16 protein-coding genes are annotated in these 20,230 nt (G+C 41.6%); 2 read left to right on the top strand and 14 right to left on the bottom strand.

All coding sequences use genetic code 11. The annotated features are described in order from the left end of the window. Positions 1-8 precede the first annotated feature (8 nt). Together O3599_RS01080 and O3599_RS01075 are read left to right on the top strand one after the other, a co-directional pair. The gene (locus O3599_RS01080; protein ID WP_282185724.1) at positions 9-953 is read left to right on the top strand and encodes a M protein trans-acting positive regulator PRD domain-containing protein; all 945 of its coding nucleotides are present in this window, start codon (positions 9-11) and stop codon (positions 951-953) included. 114 nt (positions 954-1,067) lie between these two features. Next, positions 1,068-4,952: a pullulanase gene (locus O3599_RS01075; RefSeq protein ID WP_247939601.1), complete on the top strand. Its 3,885-nt coding sequence runs from the start codon at positions 1,068-1,070 to the stop codon at positions 4,950-4,952. A 75-nt stretch (positions 4,953-5,027) separates the two neighbouring features. Here O3599_RS01075 and O3599_RS01070 read toward each other — a convergent pair whose 3' ends face one another. The 14 genes from O3599_RS01070 to O3599_RS01005 all read right to left on the bottom strand — a co-directional run bounded on the left by O3599_RS01070 (position 5,028) and on the right by O3599_RS01005 (position 20,200). Beyond that, positions 5,028-5,792 carry an amino acid ABC transporter ATP-binding protein gene (locus O3599_RS01070; RefSeq protein ID WP_020902713.1) on the bottom strand — a complete coding sequence of 255 codons (765 nt, stop codon included), beginning with the start codon at positions 5,790-5,792 and terminating at the stop codon, positions 5,028-5,030. A 9-nt stretch (positions 5,793-5,801) separates the two neighbouring features. Then, the gene (locus O3599_RS01065) at positions 5,802-6,524 is read right to left on the bottom strand and encodes an amino acid ABC transporter permease (RefSeq protein ID WP_247939602.1); all 723 of its coding nucleotides are present in this window, start codon (positions 6,522-6,524) and stop codon (positions 5,802-5,804) included. Positions 6,525-6,527: 3 nt separating this feature from the next. Further along, the gene (locus tag O3599_RS01060; RefSeq protein WP_004256697.1) at positions 6,528-7,220 is read right to left on the bottom strand and encodes an amino acid ABC transporter permease; all 693 of its coding nucleotides are present in this window, start codon (positions 7,218-7,220) and stop codon (positions 6,528-6,530) included. A gap of 177 nt (positions 7,221-7,397) precedes the next feature. Beyond that, positions 7,398-8,276, bottom strand: coding sequence for a transporter substrate-binding domain-containing protein (locus O3599_RS01055; protein ID WP_247939603.1), 879 nt, complete (start codon positions 8,274-8,276; stop codon positions 7,398-7,400). Positions 8,277-8,287: 11 nt separating this feature from the next. After that, positions 8,288-9,286, bottom strand: a complete 999-nt coding sequence (locus tag O3599_RS01050; RefSeq protein ID WP_371511735.1) for a uroporphyrinogen decarboxylase family protein — start codon at positions 9,284-9,286, stop codon at positions 8,288-8,290. A 2-nt stretch (positions 9,287-9,288) separates the two neighbouring features. Beyond that, a complete protein-coding gene (locus tag O3599_RS01045) occupies positions 9,289-9,492 on the bottom strand; it encodes a hypothetical protein (protein ID WP_084947831.1) in 204 nt (67 codons plus the stop codon). Between the two features lie 9 nt (positions 9,493-9,501). Beyond that, positions 9,502-10,509, bottom strand: coding sequence for a uroporphyrinogen decarboxylase family protein (locus tag O3599_RS01040; RefSeq protein WP_371511731.1), 1,008 nt, complete (start codon positions 10,507-10,509; stop codon positions 9,502-9,504). 221 nt (positions 10,510-10,730) lie between these two features. Then, entirely contained in the window at positions 10,731-11,780 is a 1,050-nt protein-coding gene (locus O3599_RS01035) for an LLM class flavin-dependent oxidoreductase (protein WP_371511729.1), read from the bottom strand. 224 nt (positions 11,781-12,004) lie between these two features. Next, entirely contained in the window at positions 12,005-13,813 is a 1,809-nt protein-coding gene (gene glmS, locus O3599_RS01030; protein ID WP_247939604.1) for a glutamine--fructose-6-phosphate transaminase (isomerizing), read from the bottom strand. Between the two features lie 191 nt (positions 13,814-14,004). Beyond that, positions 14,005-15,384: a glycoside hydrolase family 1 protein gene (gene bglA, locus O3599_RS01025; RefSeq protein WP_247939605.1), complete on the bottom strand. Its 1,380-nt coding sequence runs from the start codon at positions 15,382-15,384 to the stop codon at positions 14,005-14,007. Positions 15,385-15,482: 98 nt separating this feature from the next. After that, positions 15,483-17,336 carry a proline--tRNA ligase gene (locus O3599_RS01020; RefSeq protein ID WP_020902704.1) on the bottom strand — a complete coding sequence of 618 codons (1,854 nt, stop codon included), beginning with the start codon at positions 17,334-17,336 and terminating at the stop codon, positions 15,483-15,485. A gap of 12 nt (positions 17,337-17,348) precedes the next feature. Next, a complete protein-coding gene (rseP, locus tag O3599_RS01015; RefSeq protein WP_049550573.1) occupies positions 17,349-18,608 on the bottom strand; it encodes an RIP metalloprotease RseP in 1,260 nt (419 codons plus the stop codon). Positions 18,609-18,629: 21 nt separating this feature from the next. Then, positions 18,630-19,433: a phosphatidate cytidylyltransferase gene (locus O3599_RS01010; protein ID WP_000189852.1), complete on the bottom strand. Its 804-nt coding sequence runs from the start codon at positions 19,431-19,433 to the stop codon at positions 18,630-18,632. 8 nt (positions 19,434-19,441) lie between these two features. Beyond that, positions 19,442-20,200 (bottom strand): isoprenyl transferase, encoded by a 759-nt coding sequence (locus O3599_RS01005; protein ID WP_247939606.1) that lies wholly within the window; start codon positions 20,198-20,200, stop codon positions 19,442-19,444. Between the last annotated feature and the right edge of the window lie 30 nt (positions 20,201-20,230).

The raw sequence follows: 20,230 nt of genomic DNA, 5'->3' as shown, positions 1-20,230 counted from the left end.
TCACTCAGCTGATTCAGCTATTTTTAAAGGCCCAACAAGTTTCACCTAACCTCAGTAGCTTACGGCAAATCAAGTACACCCTGGCTATTAATTTGGAGCGGTTAAATAAAGGACGTTTCATCGAAAAGCCTACTCCTCTTTTAACCAGTCACTACAGCTCCCTCATGCAAATTCCGCAGTTTGCACAAGAGATCAAAAAGCTGGCTAAAAAACTCCATTTTGAACCTACAAAGGAAACACTGGAACAGCTATTTTCAACCCCAGTAAAGTCTCCTCGAATAATAAATAAGCCTAGTAATAGAGCCCTAGGAGACATTCATCAGATTCAAAAATCCTATCGTTTATTGAGTCAAATCTTAGAAGAATTATCTAAAGAATTTCACCTACAGATTGCAAATCGCGAAGAATTGATTTGGCTCCTCCACTACACTGCCAAAGCTGATTTTCTACACCCACTTAGCAGCAAGTCTCTTGAAAAACAGAAGTCTCTACTTTTAACCAATTATCAAAAAGAATTTCCAAAACTATTTGAAGTAAGTAAAAATAAATTTCAGACGTATCTAGCTGAGATTGGTCTAGAGAGTCACCCAAGTAAACTACAAGAGCTAGTTTATGCCTTTTCTATCCAAGGGCAACGAATTTTAGTCCAATTACTTCAAAAACTTCCCAAAATACGTGTTTTAGTCATTAGTCATTTGGATAGTCATCACGCACAAAACCTTATCGACACCCTTGCTCACTACGGCAATAATCTCTATCTCTTTGATTCTTGGGAAGAATCTACGATTTCTTTCTCAATTCTCAATCAAATTCCTCACGATATTATTATCACTACCTTTCCTGTCACCAACTCTCCTAAACCACTTATCTACAATCGTAACTTCTCTACTTCAGAATTATTTCATCACCTTCACCTTCTTGCTTCTCAAATTCATAAAGAAAGACTGGCTTAATCGTAACAAAATTTGTTGCGATTTTTTCTTTTATTTTAATTTTAGGAAAACGCTTGCATCTTATTTTACTAAGTGCTATACTGATGATAGAAATTTATTGATTGGAGAATCATTATGAGAAAAATACCATCTCAAACTGAGAAAAAAATGGTTTACAGCATCCGTTCCCTCAAAAATGGAACTGGTTCTGTCCTTATTGGAGCAAGCCTTATTCTGCTTGCCATGGCTACACCAACTATCTCAGCAAACGAAAATACACCAACCACTAACGAACCCAGCAACAGAAATACGACCTCCCTTACTCAACCTCTTACTGATGCAACAAACATCGCTGGCAAGAACGAAAGCGATTTTTCTTCACCCGATAGTGCAAACGCTTCCCTAAAGAAAACAGAAGAAAAACCTGCAACAGAGCCAACTACTCCTGCTGCAACTCCCGCCGATTCAGCCCCACAAACCGGACAAGATCGTTCAAGTGAACCAACTACTTCTACGAGTCCAGTAACGACTGAAACTAAGACAGAAGAGCCAATCGAAGACAACTACTTCCGCATCCATGTCAAAAAACTCCCTGAAGAAAACAAGGATAGTCAAGGACTATGGACTTGGGACGATGTTGAAAAACCTTCTGAAAATTGGCCGAACGGAGCCTTGTCCTTCAAGGATGCCAAAAAAGATGACTATGGCTACTACCTAGATGTCAAATTAAAGGGAGAACAAGCCAAGAAAATTAGCTTCCTCATCAATAATACAGCTGGGAAAAATCTAACCGGCGATAAATCAGTAGAAAAACTGGCACCAAAGATGAATAAGGCTTGGTTGGACCAAGATAACAAGGTTTTCTCTTACGAACCACAGCCTGCAGGAACTATTCGTGTCAACTACTACCGCACAGATGGCAACTATGACAAGAAGTCTCTCTGGTACTGGGGAGATGTGAAAGAGCCAAGTAGTGGTGAATGGCCTAATGGAACAGACTTTACGGCTACAGGCAAATATGGTCGCTATATCGATATTCCACTCAAAGATGCAGCTAAAGACCTTGGATTTTTATTACTAGACAGAAACAAACAAGGAGACGATGTGAAAATCCGTAAAGAAGATTATAAGTTCACAGATTTAAAAAATCATAGCCAAATTTTCCTCAAAGACGATGATGAAACCATCTACACCAACCCCTACTATGTGCACGATATCCGCATGACAGGAGCCCAACACGTAGGTACTTCTAGCATTGAGAGTAGTTTTTCAACACTTGTCGGTGCTAAAAAAGAGGATATCCTCAAACACTCTAACATCACTAATCACCTAGGAAACAAAGTAGCTATTACTGATGTTGCAATAGATGAAGCTGGTAAGAAAGTGACCTACAGCGGAGATTTCTCGGACACAAAACATCCATATACTGTTAGCTACAATTCCGACCAATTCACTACCAAAACAAGCTGGCGACTTAAAGATGAGACATACAGTTATGATGGCAAACTTGGAGCTGACTTAAAAGAAGAAGGAAAACAGGTTGATTTAACCCTTTGGTCACCAAGTGCTGATAAGGTTTCTGTCGTTGTCTACGACAAGAATGACCCTGAAAAAGTGGTTGGAACTGTCGCTCTTGAAAAAGGGGAAAGAGGAACTTGGAAACAAACTCTAGATAGCACAAATAAATTAGGAATCACAGATTTCACTGGCTACTATTATCAATACCAAATTGAACGTCAAGGTAAAACTGTTCTTGCACTCGATCCTTACGCTAAGTCCCTCGCTGCTTGGAATAGTGATCTTGCAAAAACAGACGCTTCCCATAAAGTGGCTAAAGCCGCCTTTGTAGATCCAGCCAAACTAGGACCTCAAGACTTGACTTATGGTAAGATTCACAACTTCAAGACTCGTGAAGATGCCGTTATCTACGAAGCTCATGTGCGTGACTTCACTTCAGATCCCGCTATCGCAAAAGACTTGACCAAACCATTTGGTACCTTTGAAGCCTTTATTGAAAAACTAGACTACCTCAAAGACTTGGGTGTAACCCACATCCAGCTCCTTCCCGTCTTGTCTTACTACTTTGTCAATGAATTGAAAAACCATGAACGCTTGTCTGACTATGCTTCAAGCAACAGCAACTACAACTGGGGATATGACCCTCAAAACTACTTCTCCTTGACTGGTATGTATTCAAGCGATCCTAAAAATCCAGAAAAACGAATCGCAGAATTTAAAAACCTCATCAACGAAATCCACAAACGTGGCATGGGAGCTATCCTGGATGTAGTGTATAACCATACAGCTAAAGTCGATATCTTTGAAGATTTAGAACCAAACTACTACCACTTTATGGATGCTGATGGGACACCTCGCACTAGCTTTGGTGGTGGACGTTTGGGAACAACCCATCATATGACCAAACGACTCCTAGTTGACTCTATCAAATATCTAGTTGATACCTACAAAGTGGATGGATTCCGCTTCGATATGATGGGAGACCATGATGCAGCTTCTATCGAAGAAGCGTACAAGGCTGCACGCGCCCTCAATCCAAACCTCATCATGCTTGGTGAAGGTTGGAGAACCTATGCTGGTGATGAAAATATGCCTACTAAAGCTGCTGACCAAGATTGGATGAAACATACTGATACTGTCGCTGTCTTTTCAGATGACATCCGTAACAACCTCAAGTCTGGTTATCCAAACGAAGGTCAACCTGCCTTTATCACAGGTGGCAAGCGTGATATCAACACCATCTTTAAAAATCTCATTGCTCAGCCAACCAACTTTGAAGCTGACAGCCCTGGAGATGTCATCCAATACATCGCAGCCCATGATAACTTGACCCTCTTTGACATCATCGCCCAGTCTATCAAAAAAGATCCAAGCAAGGCTGAGAACTATGCTGAAATTCACCGTCGTTTGCGACTTGGAAATCTCATGGTCTTGACAGCTCAAGGAACTCCGTTTATCCACTCTGGTCAGGAATATGGTCGCACCAAACAATTCCGTGACCCAGCCTACAAGACTCCAGTAGCGGAGGATAAGGTTCCAAACAAATCTCACTTGTTGCGTGATAAGGATGGCAATCCATTTGACTATCCTTACTTCATCCATGACTCTTACGATTCGAGTGATGCAGTTAACAAGTTTGACTGGACTAAGGCTACAGATGGTAAAGCTTATCCTGAAAACGTCAAGAGTCGTGACTATATGAAAGGTTTGATTGCCCTTCGTCAATCTACAGATGCCTTCCGACTTAAGAGTCTTCAAGATATCAAAGACCGTGTCCACCTCATCACTGTTCCAGGCCAAAATGGTGTGGAAAAAGAGGATGTGGTAATTGGCTACCAAATTACTGCTCCAAACGGTGATATCTACGCAGTCTTTGTCAATGCTGACGAAAAAGCCCGCGAATTTAATTTGGGAACCGCCTTTGCCCACCTCAGAAATGCTGAAGTTTTAGCAGATGAAAACCAAGCAGGACCAGTAGGAATTGCCAACCCGAAAGGACTTGAATGGACTGAAAAAGGCTTGAAATTAAATGCCCTTACAGCCACTGTTCTTCGAGTCTCTCAAAGTCGTCCAGCTATGGAAGATAAACCAGAATTTGACCTTTCTAGCTTAAAACAAGAACACGGTCAAAATAACAGCCAAGACAATATGTCAAACCGAGTAGTCAAACCGGAACAGCAAACTCCAGCTCCACAAACTAAACCTGATTCTACTAAACCAGATGAAAATATAGCTGATACAGAAGATAAACCTAGCCAAGTTACAACTGATTCACAAGCTGAACAACCAGCACAAGAAGCACAACCAGCATCTGTAAGTAAAGCTGTTCGAAACGAATCGGTAGAAAACTCTAGCAAGGAAAATATACCTGCAACCCCAGCTAAACAAGCTGAACTTCCAAATACAGGAACCAAAAACGATAACAAACTCCTGTTGGCAGGAATCAGTCTCCTTGCCCTTCTAGGTCTCGGGTTCTTGTTAAAAAACAAAAAAGAGAACTAAACTAGCCCTCCTATAGAACAATCCCCCGAGCCTCAATGATCGGGGGATTGATTTTTGCTCTGATAATCTTAACTATCAAATCATATATTCTACACTATAGGAAGCATCCGAAAGTATTCGTGCCAAAAATTGCTTGGTTCGTTCTTCTTTTGGACGACTAAAGAATTGATGGGCATTATTTTCTTCAACAATTTTCCCACCGTCCATAAAAATAACATGATTGGCTACATCTCTAGCAAAACCCATCTCATGAGTCACTACTACCATAGTAACTCCTTCTTTAGCTAACTGTTTTAAAACACCCAAAACATCCCCTACCAACTCTGGATCCAAGGCCGATGTTGGCTCATCTAATAAAATGACCTCTGGTTTCACAGCGATGGCACGCGCAATGCCAATTCGTTGTTGCTGGCCTCCAGAAAGCTGAGAAGGATAATAATCTTTATAAGCTAGTAAACCAACTTTTTCTAAGGCAGCTTCCGCACGTTTGGTTGCTTCTTCCTTAGGAATTTTCCGAGCAATTACCAAGCCCTCTAAAATATTTTCCAAGGCGGTCTTATTAGCAAATAAATTATAATGTTGGAAAACGAAGGCTGTCTTCTGGCGAATTTCTAAAATATCTTTTTTGGTCAATTTGCCAAGATCGTAGTCTTTGTCAGCAAGCTTCAAAGAGCCACTATCGGCTTTTTCTAAATGATTGAGACATCTGAGAAAAGTCGTTTTACCTGATCCAGATGGCCCCAATATTACAACCACATCCCCTTGGTTGACCTTGAGATTAACATCTTCTAAGACTTGTCTGTCTCCAAATTTTTTTGCAACATGTTCTACTTGTAACATTGTCTCCTCCTATGCTAAACCTGTACGGGGCACTACTTGTCCCTGTTCTCTTCGAATATAGCGTTTCTCTAAGAGTGAAAAACCCCATTGAATCAAACCGCAAATAAGAATGTACTGTAAAAAGATAACAAAGTATGATTCAAAATACTGATAACCATAAGAGGCTTCAACACGGGCAATAGCTGTAATATCCTTAATGGTCATCACAAAAACCAAAGAGGTTCCTTTTACAATATTTATAACTAGATTAGCCAGATTGGGCAGGGCTGATCGCAAGGCCTGTGGAAAAATAATCCTCACATAAGCTTGACTAGTGGTTAAGCCAATCGCTTGTGCAGCTTCTAATTGTCCCTTATCCACAGTCAAAATAGCCGAACGTAAGATTTCTGATAAACTACCTGTTGTCATCAGGCTATAGATAATAAAAGCATAATAGATCGGATTGAGTTTAAAGATGTCAACATCACTTCCTATGCTTTTGAGAAATTGATTGAGCAAACTCGGAAACAAACTATAAAAGAAAAGAATCAGCAAAATCGGAGGTGTTGCTCTTATAAAAGCTAGATACACGAGCGAGAAAGTTCGAACACCTTTGACTTTATATATTTGTCCCAGAGCTAAAAACAAGGCTGGTAGAAAACTTAAGACCATGGCTACAATCATGATAATCAAAGTGGTCGGTACCCCTTTTAAGGTCTCTAAAAAGGTTTTTGCAATATAGTCTAAATCCATATCCTATCTCCCTTTCGTTTCCAAAGATTTTTCTAACAAGCGACTCAAGAAGGAAACAGCCAAAGCTACACCCCAATAAAGAATGGCAACCGCTGTATAGGTTTCAAGAGAGTAATTCCCCAAATTGCGACTGATTAAGAGATTCCCAGCCCCCATGACATCCACAAAACCAATCGTATAGGCTAGGGCAGCGTCCCGCATCAAATTTAGAATAGCGGTCGTCATATTTGGAAGAGCCACTTGAAAAGCCTGAGGAAAAATGATTCTCCAAAATGTCTGACTAGGGGTCAGACCAATACTGACTCCAGCCTCCATCTGACCTTTGGGAATTGCCTGATAGGACGCCTTAAATACTTCTGCAATGATAGCCGCAAATAGTAAGACCATGGTGAATAAGACGAAAACCGTCTTAGACCAGTTGTTGATGTCTAAATTCAGCCACCATTTTAAAAATTCAGGTAAACCATAAAAAACTAAAAACAGTAAGACAATGGGGGGAGTACAGCGAAGAGTGAAAATATAGCCCTTGGAAAGACCTGCAAAAGTCTTATCTTCTCCCACTTGAGCCCAAGCCAATAAGCCACCGAAAAGGGAACCGAGGATTGTAGTAAAAAAGAGAATGGACAAGGTCATCGGAAGAGCCTGCCATAAGGTTGGTAAAAATTGGAACACTCTTGAAAAATCATATGAAACCATATAAACCTCTTTCTAATACTCAATAAAAATCAAAAAGCAAACTAGCCGCAGGTTGCTCAAAACAGTGTTTTGAGGTTGTGGATAGAACTGACGAAGTCAGTAACCATACCTACGGCAAGGCGACGTTGACGCGGTTTGAAGAGATTTTCGAAGAGTATAACATGCCTGATTGTTCATCTAATCTTTATCAACGTAGCTAAAGACGTCTTCTTTAAAGTATTTTTGAGAAAGCTTAGCTAAAGTACCGTCTTCTTTTAATCCTTTAATCGCTTTTTCATACTCTTTAGCAAACTTCTCACCCTTTTCATCACGGTGAATTAATGGATAGGTTGGAATTCCTTTATAAGGGAACCAGCTAAGTTTGTCCGCATATTGGTGGTAAGAACCATCCTCTGCTGTCACTGCTTTTTCAAAAGACAACTTGATATCAAAGAAGGCATCATATCGTCCTTCTAAAACCCAAGCATAAGCATCTGCCACCTTGAAGGATTCAGCAGCTGTCAACTCAATTGGTGTATCCTTATGCTTCTCGTTATAACTATTGATGACATTCCACTGGGCATTTTGAGGAGAGATGGGTACTAATTTTCCTTTATTTTTGGCAAAATCATCAATATTCTTATATTTGGCTTCATCTTCTTTTCTAACAGTAAAACCAATAATGCTGGCACCTACTGGCTCAGATGGAATAATAAATTTCTTAGCCCGTTCATCTGTATACCAAGCACCTTTAGTTCCAATATCGTACTTGCCAGACTCAAGTCCAATCAAGAGATCATCATCACTAGTTCCAGTATACTCAAATTTATAATCTGCTAATTTCTCATCAACCGCCTTTAAAACAGCGACTTCATAACCATCTGATTCCCCTTTTTCGTCAATAAAATCATAAGGGACATAGTTTTGAGTATGGGCAACTTTTAAAGTTGTTACTTGTCCAGATGAAACTGCATCTGCACCTTTAGCAGATGCTCCCGCCAAAGTTCTACCAATAATCGTTGCTCCAAGCACTGCCGCAACCGCAACTCCACCAATAATCCATGTTTTCTTACTCATATTCTTCTCCTTTATTTATCTAATGCCTCTCTCACCCACTGGATACGCTCCACTGCAATATCACTCGGAATGGTACAATCTGCTCCAAGTATGAAGCCCTCTTTTCCTGTTTCTTCTACCAATCGTTTGGTTTCAGCTTGAATTTCTTCCTTACTGCCTCGATAAAGAAGGCCATCTTTACCGTTTTCAAATCCTCCCAGAACAGCACGACCCTTGAAAATCTCACGACCTTCTTTTAGGCTAATTCCTTCTGGACCAACTGCCCAGTTAAAAACATGAGCTGGATAGTCGGCAAAGATATGAATATCGTTTCGAGCTCCTTCATAGCCACAGATATGAAGGATATTTACCCCACCAACCGACTTAGCCGCTTTTAAAACAGTCAGTTCACTCGGTGCAATAATCTCCTGATAGGCTTCAGCAGAAACACGCGCATCCTGAATACTTTGCACACTGAGATAAATACCGTCTGCTCCTGCATCTTTAATAATAGCTTGACTCAAGCTAGCGATATCTTGCGCAATCACATCAAGGACTTTTTTCAATTTCTGAGAATCTTGAACTAAGAAATCTGCAATGAGATCATCTCCACCAGACACTTCTCCAAGTAACCATTTGAGGTAGGTCACAGGCGCAAAAATATTGTAAATAGCAACAATATCTTCCGTAAACTCCTGCTTAATCTTCTTCACTAATTCTACCTGCTCTCTAATCCACGGATGATCTTCACCCAGAGGTTGAATCTCTGCCAACTCTTGGAGTGACTTTCCTTTGGCAATAACTGGATTTGGATAAGCAAAATAGCCATCACTCATCAACTTGATAAAGTCTGGATGTAGGTCACGGATAAAACGTTTGTGACCTTGTATGTTCTTTTCAATAATCACAGGATTGGAAAATCCCTTTAACCATTCCTCTTCTGATGTAAAGTGGTGCCAAAAACCTACAGGTACACGGTCAACCACTTCTCCTCTAAATGCTTTTAAAACCCATTCTCTTTTTTCTGACATCTCTATTCTCCATTTCTTTCTTTTTCAACTAATAAAACACTGGCAATATCATTGGTTTGAATAAAGCGAAGACTTCTCTTCTGAAAATCCTGAATCCCATGACAACTTGGCCCTTCCTTACAAGTAAGTCCCTTTGTAAGACTGATCGCAAGTAAGATGACAAAGCCGAGGGCCGTCCCTACCAATAGCCACTTTTTTCTTTTCATAAGGCCCTCCTATTCTAAAATAGCAGCCTGACGAATCCAGTCCAATCGTTCTAATTCAAAGTCATCTGGAACCGTGCAATCCGCTCCAAGAAGGACTCCTCTAGTCCCAGCTTCAGCCAACAAGCGTTTGGTTTCCTCTTGTAGTTTAGCCTTGCTACCTCCATAAAGCAGGCTCTGCTTTCCATTTTCAAAACCACCCAAGACCGCTTTGCCATGAAATAGCTCCTGACCTTGAGGTAAGCTGACTGCTTCATGGTGGGTTGCCCAATTGAAAACTTGGGCTGGATAATCTTTGAAAATAGTCACATTGTTACTGGCACCTTGGAAACCGCAGATATGCAGGATATTTACCCCACCTACCTGATTGGCAGCTTCTAAAACCTTTATGTTGCTTGGCTCAATATAGGTCTGATACAATTCTGCTGTGATGCGCTCATCCTGAATTTCTTGTGTACTGAGGTAAATCCCATCTGCTCCACCATACTGAATGATTGCCTTAGTTAGGATAGCGATATCCTCAGCTATCACATCTAAAATCTCCCTGAATAGCTCTGGATTTTCAAGAAAAAGATCTGCAACCTCCCTATCACCTCTAGAAGTTTCTGTACGAAACCAGCGTTTCAGGTAGGAAATTGGAGAAAAAATATTGTAAAACGATGCAATGTCCTCAGTGAAGGTCGCTCGAATGGCTTGTACCACCTCTACTTGTTGCTGAATCCAAGGATGATTTTCACCAATCGACTCAATAGAGGCCAACTCCTGAATACTTGCAACCGAAGGATTATAGACATTACTTGGATAAATGAAAAATCCGTCACTCATCATTTTGACAAAATCAGGATGAATTCTTTCAACGTACTGCCGATGTCCCTCTACACTTTTTTGAAAGATACGTGGATTATTTAAACCTCGTCCTTTTTCCTCAAGTGTTACAAAATGAAACCAAAAGCCTACAGGAACCCGTTCCACTTCTTCTCCTCGGATAGCTCTAAAAACTAGCTCTCTTTTACTTGTCATACTTTTCTCCTTCCATTTGGATTGAAACCATCTTACCACTCCTTTTGACCTTTTCCCAATATATATTGACTATCGACTTGATTGGGATTGTTTATATCAATAACGAAAAGAATCTCTGGAAAGCTTGATTTTACTAGCTTTCCAGAGATTCTTTTCTGTTTATTACTTTTTTAAAAATAGTTGTTATATAGATTTTTTATCAGCTTGATTAGGATTTTTTATTAAGCCTCTTTCATTGCAAAGTAAGCCCGGACTTTGGGTGCTACTTGTGTTCCGAATAGTTCAATAGCTCTTAGGACTTGTTTATGAGGCATGGAACCAAGAGGTAGGTGCAACATAAAACGATCCAAACTTAAATCCTCAATCATGCGAATCAATTTTTCTGCCACCTGATCTGGATTGCCCACAGACATGGCACCATTTGGTCCAACTTGCTCCAAATATTGTTCATAACGCAATTCCTGCCAATGTGGACGGTCTTTGGAAATAGCATCCACTACTTGCTTGGTCGGATGGAAATAATCTTTCACAGCCTGCTCTCCATCCTCAGCAATCCAACCCCAAGAATGGGCTCCGACCTTCAGTTCATGACTGGCATGCCCCGCTTCGCTCCCAATCTCACGATAAGCCTGAATCAACTTTTTAAAATAACGCGGATTGCCACCAATAATGGCATAGACAATCGGTAGACCTGCCTGAGCAATCTTCACTGTTGATTCAACATGACCACCTGTCGCTATCCACAAGGGTAATTTGTCCTGAACCGGACGAGGATAAACTTCCTTGCCAGAAATCGTTTGGGTCAATTGACCTTGCCAGTCTAGCTTGGTCTTTTCATTGACTAACTGAAGCAAGTCTAATTTCTCATCAAAGAGAGCTTCGTAGTCTTTCAAATCATATCCAAACAGAGGAAATGATTCCGTGAAAGAACCCCTTCCGGCCATAATCTCCGCACGTCCATTAGACAAAGCATCAATAGTGGCATACTGTTGGAACAAGCGAATCGGATCCATACTTGAGAGAATGCTGACTGCACTGGTCAAACGGATTTTCTTGGTATTGACTGCCCCAGCTGCCAGGACAATCTCTGGGGCAGATACTGCAAAGTCTTCCCGATGATGTTCCCCAATCCCATATACATCCAAACCAACCTTGTCAGCCAGTTCAATCTCTGCCACCAACTGACGAATGCGTTCGGCATGACTGTAAGTTTGCCCAGTTCCTTCAAGCTCAGTTGTTTCCCCAAATGTTGAAATTCCCAATTCTACCACAGTGATTCTCCTTGTCTACCTCTGTCCTTCAATTTGACAAATTATTCTAACACTCAATGAAAATCAAAGAGCAAACTAGGAAGCTAGCCGCAGGCTGTACTTAAGTACGGCAAGGTGAAACTGACGTGGTTTGAATTTGATTTTCGAAGAGTATAACACGAATCTTGAGTACAAGCAACCCATTTGCTCACAAGAAAAAGCCTAGATAACTAGACTTTTTTAGCTTATTCTACCGTTACTGATTTAGCAAGATTACGTGGTTTGTCCACATCAAGGCCACGGTGGAGTGTTGCAAAATAAGCGACTAATTGCGTTGGCACAACCATTGAAATTGGTGAGAGGTATGGATGTACAGTCGTAAGGACGATATCGTCTGTATCTTTGGCAACATTTTCTTCTGCAATAGTGAGGACTTTGGCACCACGGGCTGCCACTTCTTGGATATTTCCGCGAGTATGGTTAGCAAGGACTGGATCTGACAAGAGAGCCAAGACAGGCGTTCCTTCTTCAATCAAGGCAATAGTTCCGTGCTTGAGTTCTCCTGCCGCAAAGCCTTCACACTGGATGTAAGAAATCTCTTTGAGTTTAAGGCTTGCTTCCATAGCTACGTAGTAATCTTGACCACGCCCAATATAAAAGGAGTTGCGAGTTGTTTCAAGAAGCTCACGAACCTTGGCTTCAATGGTTTCTTTCTCTGAAAGAGTTGATTCGATAGACTGAGCTACAATTGACAATTCATGAACCAAGTCAAAGTCTTGCGCTTTAGCATTGCCGTTCGCTTCTCCAACTGCTTTTGCAAGGAAGGCAAGGGCTGCAATTTGTGCTGTATAAGCCTTGGTTGATGCCACGGCAATTTCAGGACCTGCATGAAGGAGCATGGTATGGTTGGCTTCACGAGAAAGAGTTGAACCTGGGACGTTTGTCACTGTCAAGCTTGGGATTCCCATTTCATTAGCCTTGACTAAAACTTGACGACTATCCGCTGTTTCACCAGATTGGCTGATAAAGATGAAGAGTGGTTTCTTGCTGAGAAGTGGCATACCATAGCCCCACTCAGATGAGATTCCAAGTTCCACTGGTGTATCAGTCAATTCTTCCAACATCTTCTTAGAAGCAAATCCTGCGTGGTAAGATGTTCCAGCTGCAAGGATGTAGATACGGTCTGCATCTTGAACAGCCTTAATGATAGCTGGGTCTACTACTACTTGACCAGCCTCATCTGTGTAGGCTTGGATCAACTTACGCATCACTGTTGGTTGCTCATCGATTTCCTTGAGCATGTAGTAAGGGTAAGTTCCCTTACCGATATCTGACAAGTCAAGTTCAGCAGTGTAGCTAGCACGCTCACGACGATTTCCATCATAGTCTTGAACTTCCACACTATCAGCCTTGACGATGACCAACTCTTGGTCATGAATTTCCATGTATTGGTTGGTTTCACGAATCATAGCCATAGCATCTGAGCAGACCATGTTATAACCTTCACCAAGACCAATCAAGAGTGGTGATTTATTCTTAGCCACATAGATGACTTCAGGAGCTTGTGAGTCAACCAAGGCAAAGGCATAAGAACCACGGATGATGTGAAGAGCTTTTTTGAAGGCTTCAAGAACTGACAAGCCATCTTCTTCCGCAAATTTTCCAATCAAGTGAACGGCGATTTCCGTATCTGTTTGCCCCTTGAAGTGATGCCCAGCAAGGTATTCTTCCTTGATTTCAAGGTAGTTCTCAATCACCCCATTGTGCACCAAAACAAAACGTTCTGTCTCAGAGCGATGTGGATGAGCATTGTCTTCCGTTGGTTTTCCGTGAGTCGCCCAACGAGTATGTCCAATACCAGTTGTTCCCTCAACACCAGCTGTCTTGGCAGATAATTCTGCGATACGGCCTACAGCCTTTACTAGGTGGTTTTCAGCACCACCTAGGACAAAAATTCCCGCAGAATCATAGCCACGGTATTCGAGCTTTTCAAGTCCTTGAATCAAAATATCAGTTGCATTTGTGTTTCCAACAACACCAACAATTCCACACATAGTATATACGACACAGACCAGCTGTGCTTTCTCCTTAAAATTGGTATAGTCTAATTCCTCTTTTATAGAATCAGCAAAAACAGTATATACTTGTTTCTTTCACTTGTCAAGAGTAAAAATTGGTATAGTTCAAATTACGCTCCTGTAAGCAAAAAACTCTGACCAATTAGGATAATCAGTCAGAGTCCTTTTTAAAATCCATTATTATCACTTAGTTCCTTGAACCAGTGCCCTGATTTCTTCAGACGACGTTCTTGCGTTTCCAAGTCTAATTCGACTAAACCATAGCGATTTTTATAGCTGTTGAGCCATGACCAGCAATCGATAAAGGTCCAGATTAAGTATCCTTTACAGTTAGCTCCATCTTCAATAGCACGGTGAAGTTCGCAAAGATGACCTTTTACAAAGTCAATACGGTAATCATCTTGAATCATTCCATCTTGACGGAATTTTTCTTCCCCTTCAACACCCATGCCATTCTCTGTCAACATCCACTCGATATTACCATAATTTTCCTTGATATTTTGGGCAATGTCATAAATCCCTTGCTCATAAATCTCCCAGCCACGATGAGGATTGATTTTACGCCCAGGCATCACATAAGGCTCGTAAAAATGCTCTGGTAAGAGTGGACTCTCTGGATGTTTAGCAAATCGAGGAGCCATAACACGCAAAGGTTGATAGTAGTTGACACCAAGGAAGTCCACTGTATTGTCACGAATGAGCTTCAACTCATCCTCTGTAGCATCAGGCAAGAGACCGTATTCATGTAAGATTTCTACCAACTCCTGTGGATAAGTCCCCAAAACAGACGGATCTAAGAAAGATTGGGTCTGAAAAAGGTCCGCAATACGAGCAGCCTTGACATCAGCAGGATGCTGGCTACGTGGATAAGCCGGTGTCAAGTTTAAGACAATCCCAATCTTGGAATCAGGCAAGAGTTCATGGAAGGCCTTGACCGCCCGGCTGCTAGCCAATTGTGTATGATAGGCTACTTTAACTGCCGCCTCTGCATCCACCTTATGTGGATAATGAGCATCGTAAAAATAGCCAAATTCTACAGGAACGATGGGCTCGTTAAAGGTAATCCATTGATCCACTAAATCTCCATAAGTCTTAAAACAAAAACGAGCATAGTCTTCATAGGCTGAGACAGTCGCCTTATTTTCCCAACCATCACCATCTTCTTGAAGGGCAAAAGGCAAATCAAAATGATAAAGATTGACTAAAAGACGAATCCCTTTGGCCTTAATAGCCTCAAAAACCTTACGGTAAAAGTCTACACCTTGAGGATTGACTTCCCCACGCCCTTGTGGAAAAATCCGTGACCACTGAATAGAAGTCCGAAAGGCCGTATGACCAGTCTCTAACAGTAGCTCAATATCCTTTTCCCAGTTTTCATAAAAGGTTGATGTTTTATCTGGACCAATCCCATTATAATAACGATTTGGCTCCACTTGGTACCAATAATCCCATAGATTATCTCCCTTACCGTCACCAGCTACACGTCCTTCTGTTTGTGGTCCAGAAGTAGAGGATCCCCAGACAAAATCCTTTGGAAATCTTAGCATACATTTACCTCTTTATCTACTCATTTTTCCCATTATACAGAAAAAACAAGGTAAAAACTAGTTACATTTTTTCCTTGTTTTTCTTCTGATTATAGTTTTTATTTCTTGCTGAGGATTTCAAGCGTTTCAAGCAAGTTATCTGCATGAACTTCGATGGTGTCACCAGTCGCTTTAATCTTCACTTCTACGATTCCATCGGCTGCTTTCTTCCCAACAGTGATACGGATTGGCAATCCAATCAAGTCGCTGTCGCTAAATTTGACTCCGACACGTTCGTTACGGTCGTCTGTCAAGACTTCGTAACCTGCTCCCATCAAACTTGCTTCAAGTTTTTCTGTCAAGGCTTGCGCTTCTTCGTCCTTGATATTGACAGTGATCAAGTGAACATCAAATGGCGCCAATTCTTTAGGGAAGTTGATTCCCCAAGCGTAACGGTATTCACCTTTTGGCGTTTTGTTAACAAAGAGGCGAGCGTGTTGCTCCATCACTGCTGACAGGAGACGACTGACACCGATACCATAACATCCCATGATAATTGGCACAGCACGGCCATTTTCATCCAAAACATCTGCTCCCATGCTTGCTGAATAGCGAGTGCCGAGTTTGAAGATGTGACCAATTTCGATACCACGCGCAAAGTTAAGAACACCTTGTCCGTCTGGAGAAATTTCCCCCTCACGAACTTCACGGATATCCACATATTCTGCAGTAAAATCACGACCTGGGTTCACACCAGTCAAGTGGTAGCCATCTTCGTTAGCACCAACAACTGCATTGCGAACATCTTGCACCTTACGATCTGCAATAATTTTAATATTCTCTGGCAAACCAACTGGTCCAAGTGAACCGAACCCTGCTTGAACAAGATTCGCCACTTCTTCTTCGCTAGCAACGTCAAAGAAATCTGCTCCCAAATGGTTTTTCAACTTAACTTCGTTGAGTTGGTCATTTCCAACTAGAAGGGCCGCAACAAGTTCACCATCTGCCATGTAGAAGAGGGTTTTGATCGTTTGTTCTTCTGGAACATTGAGGAAGGCTGCAACTTCATCGATTGATTTAACATCTGGAGTTGCCACACGAGTCACTTCTTCTTCAGCGACAACACGGTTGCTTGGTTTGTACTCGTTTGTTGCCATTTCCAAGTTGGCCGCATAGCTAGATTCACTTGAGTAAGCAATGGTATCTTCACCAGAAACCATCCATTTGAGCAATTCTGCCTTGATTTCTTCTTGCACTTCTGCAGGAATTTCGTCAAATGAGGCAACTGACTTGTCCAAGACAACCCAGCGGTCAAGGTCTGTACGAGCAGGTGTAATGGCCATAAATTCTTGGCTGTCCTTACCACCCATGGCTCCACCGTCACCAATGATAGCCTTGAAGTCTAAACCACTACGAGTAAAAATACGCTCATAAGCAGCCTTGTACTCATCATAAACACTGTCCAAGCTATCATAGTTAGCGTGGAAGCTATAAGCATCCTTCATGATGAACTCACGTGTACGAAGAAGTCCATTACGTGGGCGTTTTTCATCACGATACTTAGGTTGGATTTGGTAAAGGTTGAGTGGCAATTGCTTGTAAGACTTAACAGAATCACGGACAATAGCTGTAAAGGTTTCTTCGTGAGTTGGACCTAGGATAAAGTCTGATTTTTCACGATTTTTTAGTTTGTAAAGGTCTTCACCATAAGTTTCGTAACGACCTGATTCGCGCCACAATTCTGCACTGAGAAGGGCAGGAGCCAACATCTCAACGGCACCAATCTTATCAAATTCTTGGCGCATGATATTTTTGGCTTTTTCAATCACACGGTTGGCAAGTGGTAAGTAAGAATAAACACCTGCTGAAACTTGGCGAACATAACCAGCTCGCAACATAAGAGCATGGCTAATAACTTGAGCATCGCTTGGCATTTCGCGAAGCGTTGGGATAGGCATTTTACTTTGTTTCATAATATTCCTCGGTTATCTAAAAAAGAGTCGCATGATGTCATTCCAGGTCACAGCGATCATCAAGACAACCATGATGACCACTCCGGCCAAGGTGACATAGGTTTCAATTTCTTGTTTCAATGGTTTGCGGCGAATGGCTTCCAGGATATTGAGCACAATCTTACCACCATCCAATGCTGGAATCGGAATAAGATTAAAAATCCCAATATTGATGGAAATCATTGCCAAGAAGTACAAGACATTCTCAATTCCATTTTTAGCAGCATCACTACTTGCCTTAAAGATGGCAACAGGTCCACCTAGCTTGTTCAAATCCGGTTGGAAAATCAGATTTTTCAGAGCTGATAGAATTCGTAGGGCCGAGTCAGCAGCAGTTGTAAAACCACCTACAAACATAGATACAAAATCTGATTTAATCCCCGGTTGAACACCTAGAAGGTAACGACCTTGACTTTCTTCCGGACTAACAGTGACTTGTTTGTCACTACCATTTTCAGAAATAGTCACATCCAAGGTCGGGGCCGTCTTATCTTTGGTTTCTGATTCCACGGCCTGAATCAAACTTTCCCAGTTGCTAACCTCATGTGAGCCAATCTTGGTAATTTGTGCCGTTTCTGGTACTCCCACCTTAGCCAAGGCCCCTTGGGGCATAATATGGAACTGGTTGGTATCGACATCTCTGACACCACCCTGCATGAAGATTAAAATCCAGAAAACAACGACACCTAAGATAAAGTTGTTCATAGGGCCTGCAAAATTAGTAATGAGTTTCCCCCAGATAGTCGCATTTTGATATTGAACATCTAAAGGTGCAATCCGAACCTCAGTACCATCTGCTTCCACAACCGTTGCATCGTGATCCACTGCAAATGTTTTTTCTTCTTCCAGAACCAAGCCCTTGATAAAGAGCTTGTCTTCAAAATCAAACTGGGTCACCTGCATAGGAAGAGCTGTTTGATCCAATTTTTTACCTGAAAGATTGATGCGCTTAACCTTACCATCATCAGCAAGAGTCAAACTGACAGGAGTTCCTGTCTTGATTTCAGTTGTATCATCACCCCAACCTGCCATGCGAACATAGCCACCCAGAGGCAAGATTCGAATGGTATAGGCCGTTCCATCCTTGCCAATGTGAGCAAAGATTTTGGGACCCATACCAATGGCAAATTCACGCACTAGAATCCCTGATTTCTTGGCAAAGTAGAAATGTCCGAACTCGTGCACCACTACAATAATCCCAAAAACCAGAATAAAGGTTAAAATTCCGAGCATAGTATTTCCTCCGTCTTTTGATTAAAAGAGTCCAAACAAGTGCATAATTGGAAATACAAGCAACATACTATCGAAACGATCCAAAACACCACCATGTCCAGGAATAAATTTCCCAGAATCCTTGACACCAAAGTGACGCTTGATCGAACTTTCTAGTAAATCACCAAATTGTCCAGCAATGCTAAAGAAAATAGCAAAGACTGACATCTTGTAAATTCCATACGGAAGAGCAACTGTTCTGTCAAACATCATAAAGATGATAGTTACTAAAATAGCACCTAAAATACCACCCAAGGCACCCTCAAAGGTTTTATTTGGAGAAACTGTCGGAGCTAATTTTCGTTTACCATAGTTCATCCCAACAAGATAGGCACCACTGTCTGTTGCCCAAACAATACACAAGGCTAATAGTGCCTTATCTAAACCTGCAATTCTAGCATCTAATAGAGCATTAAAACCAAAGCCCACATAGAAACTCATAGCAAGAGGGAAAACCGCATCCTCAATCGTATAGGACTTGCTAAACACAGTCGTTCCTAACATGATTGAAATCAAAACACTATAGGCAACCACATTCCCATCAACTGGCAAAAAAGTCAGGTAATTCTCCAAGGGAATGGTCAAGGCAAAGGTTGCAAAGAGGGTCAAGAGGCCCTCCATAGTCATGGTCTCTAGACCTCTCATCTTCAAAAGTTCATGCATGGCTAGCATGGCTATGATTCCAATTGCTATCTGAAGCAAGAGGCCACCAATCATTAAAATTGGTAGGAAAATAGCCAGGGCAATCCCTGCAAACAAGGTTCTTTTCTGTAAATCCTGTGTCATATTTCCTCCTAAACTCCTCCAAATCGGCGATGACGACGATTGTAGGCAAGAATGGCTTCCTGCAAGGCCGCCTCGTCAAAATCAGGCCAAAAGGTGTCCGTAAAATAGAGCTCACTATAGGCTCCCTGCCATGGAAGGAAATTGCTCAAACGCAATTCTCCACTAGTACGGATAATCAAGTCTGGGTCTCGTAACTCCTTAGGCAAATGCTGGGTGAAGAGATAGTTGCCAATCAATTCCTCTGTGATGTCACCTGGGTTGATTTTGGCATCTAACACATCTTGGGAAATCAACTTAAGAGCCTGTGTAATCTCAGCACGTCCACCATAGTTGAGGGCAAAATTAAGAATCAAACCTGTGTTGTTCTTAGTCAATTCCTCAGCTTTAGTCAGAGCTTCAAAGGTTTGCTTAGGCAGGCGATCCGTTTCCCCAATCATTTGAATCTTAACATTATTTGCATGCAGTTCCGGGACATAATTATCATAAAACTCTACTGGCAAGTTCATGATAAACTTGACTTCCTGATCTGGGCGGGTCCAGTTTTCTGTAGAAAAAGCATAGACCGTAATAACCTTAACGCCCAGTTTGTTGGCTGCCTTGGTCACAGTTTGCAATGCTTCCATGCCCGCCTTGTGTCCAAAAACTCGCGGTTGCATACGTTTTTTAGCCCAACGGCCATTGCCATCCATGATGATGCCGATATGAGCAGGAACCTGTGTCGGAACCTCTACTTCCACATCCTTATCTTTCTTAAAAAATCCAAACATGATCTTATTCCTATTCAAAAATCTATCGTT

It is taken from the genome of Streptococcus sp. 27098_8_103 (assembly GCF_041432345.1).
GTDB classification, from domain to species: Bacteria; Bacillota; Bacilli; order Lactobacillales; family Streptococcaceae; genus Streptococcus; species Streptococcus mitis_BV.
Note: the sequence above shows the minus strand (reverse complement) of the source record. Positions and strands in the feature narration are given on the sequence as shown.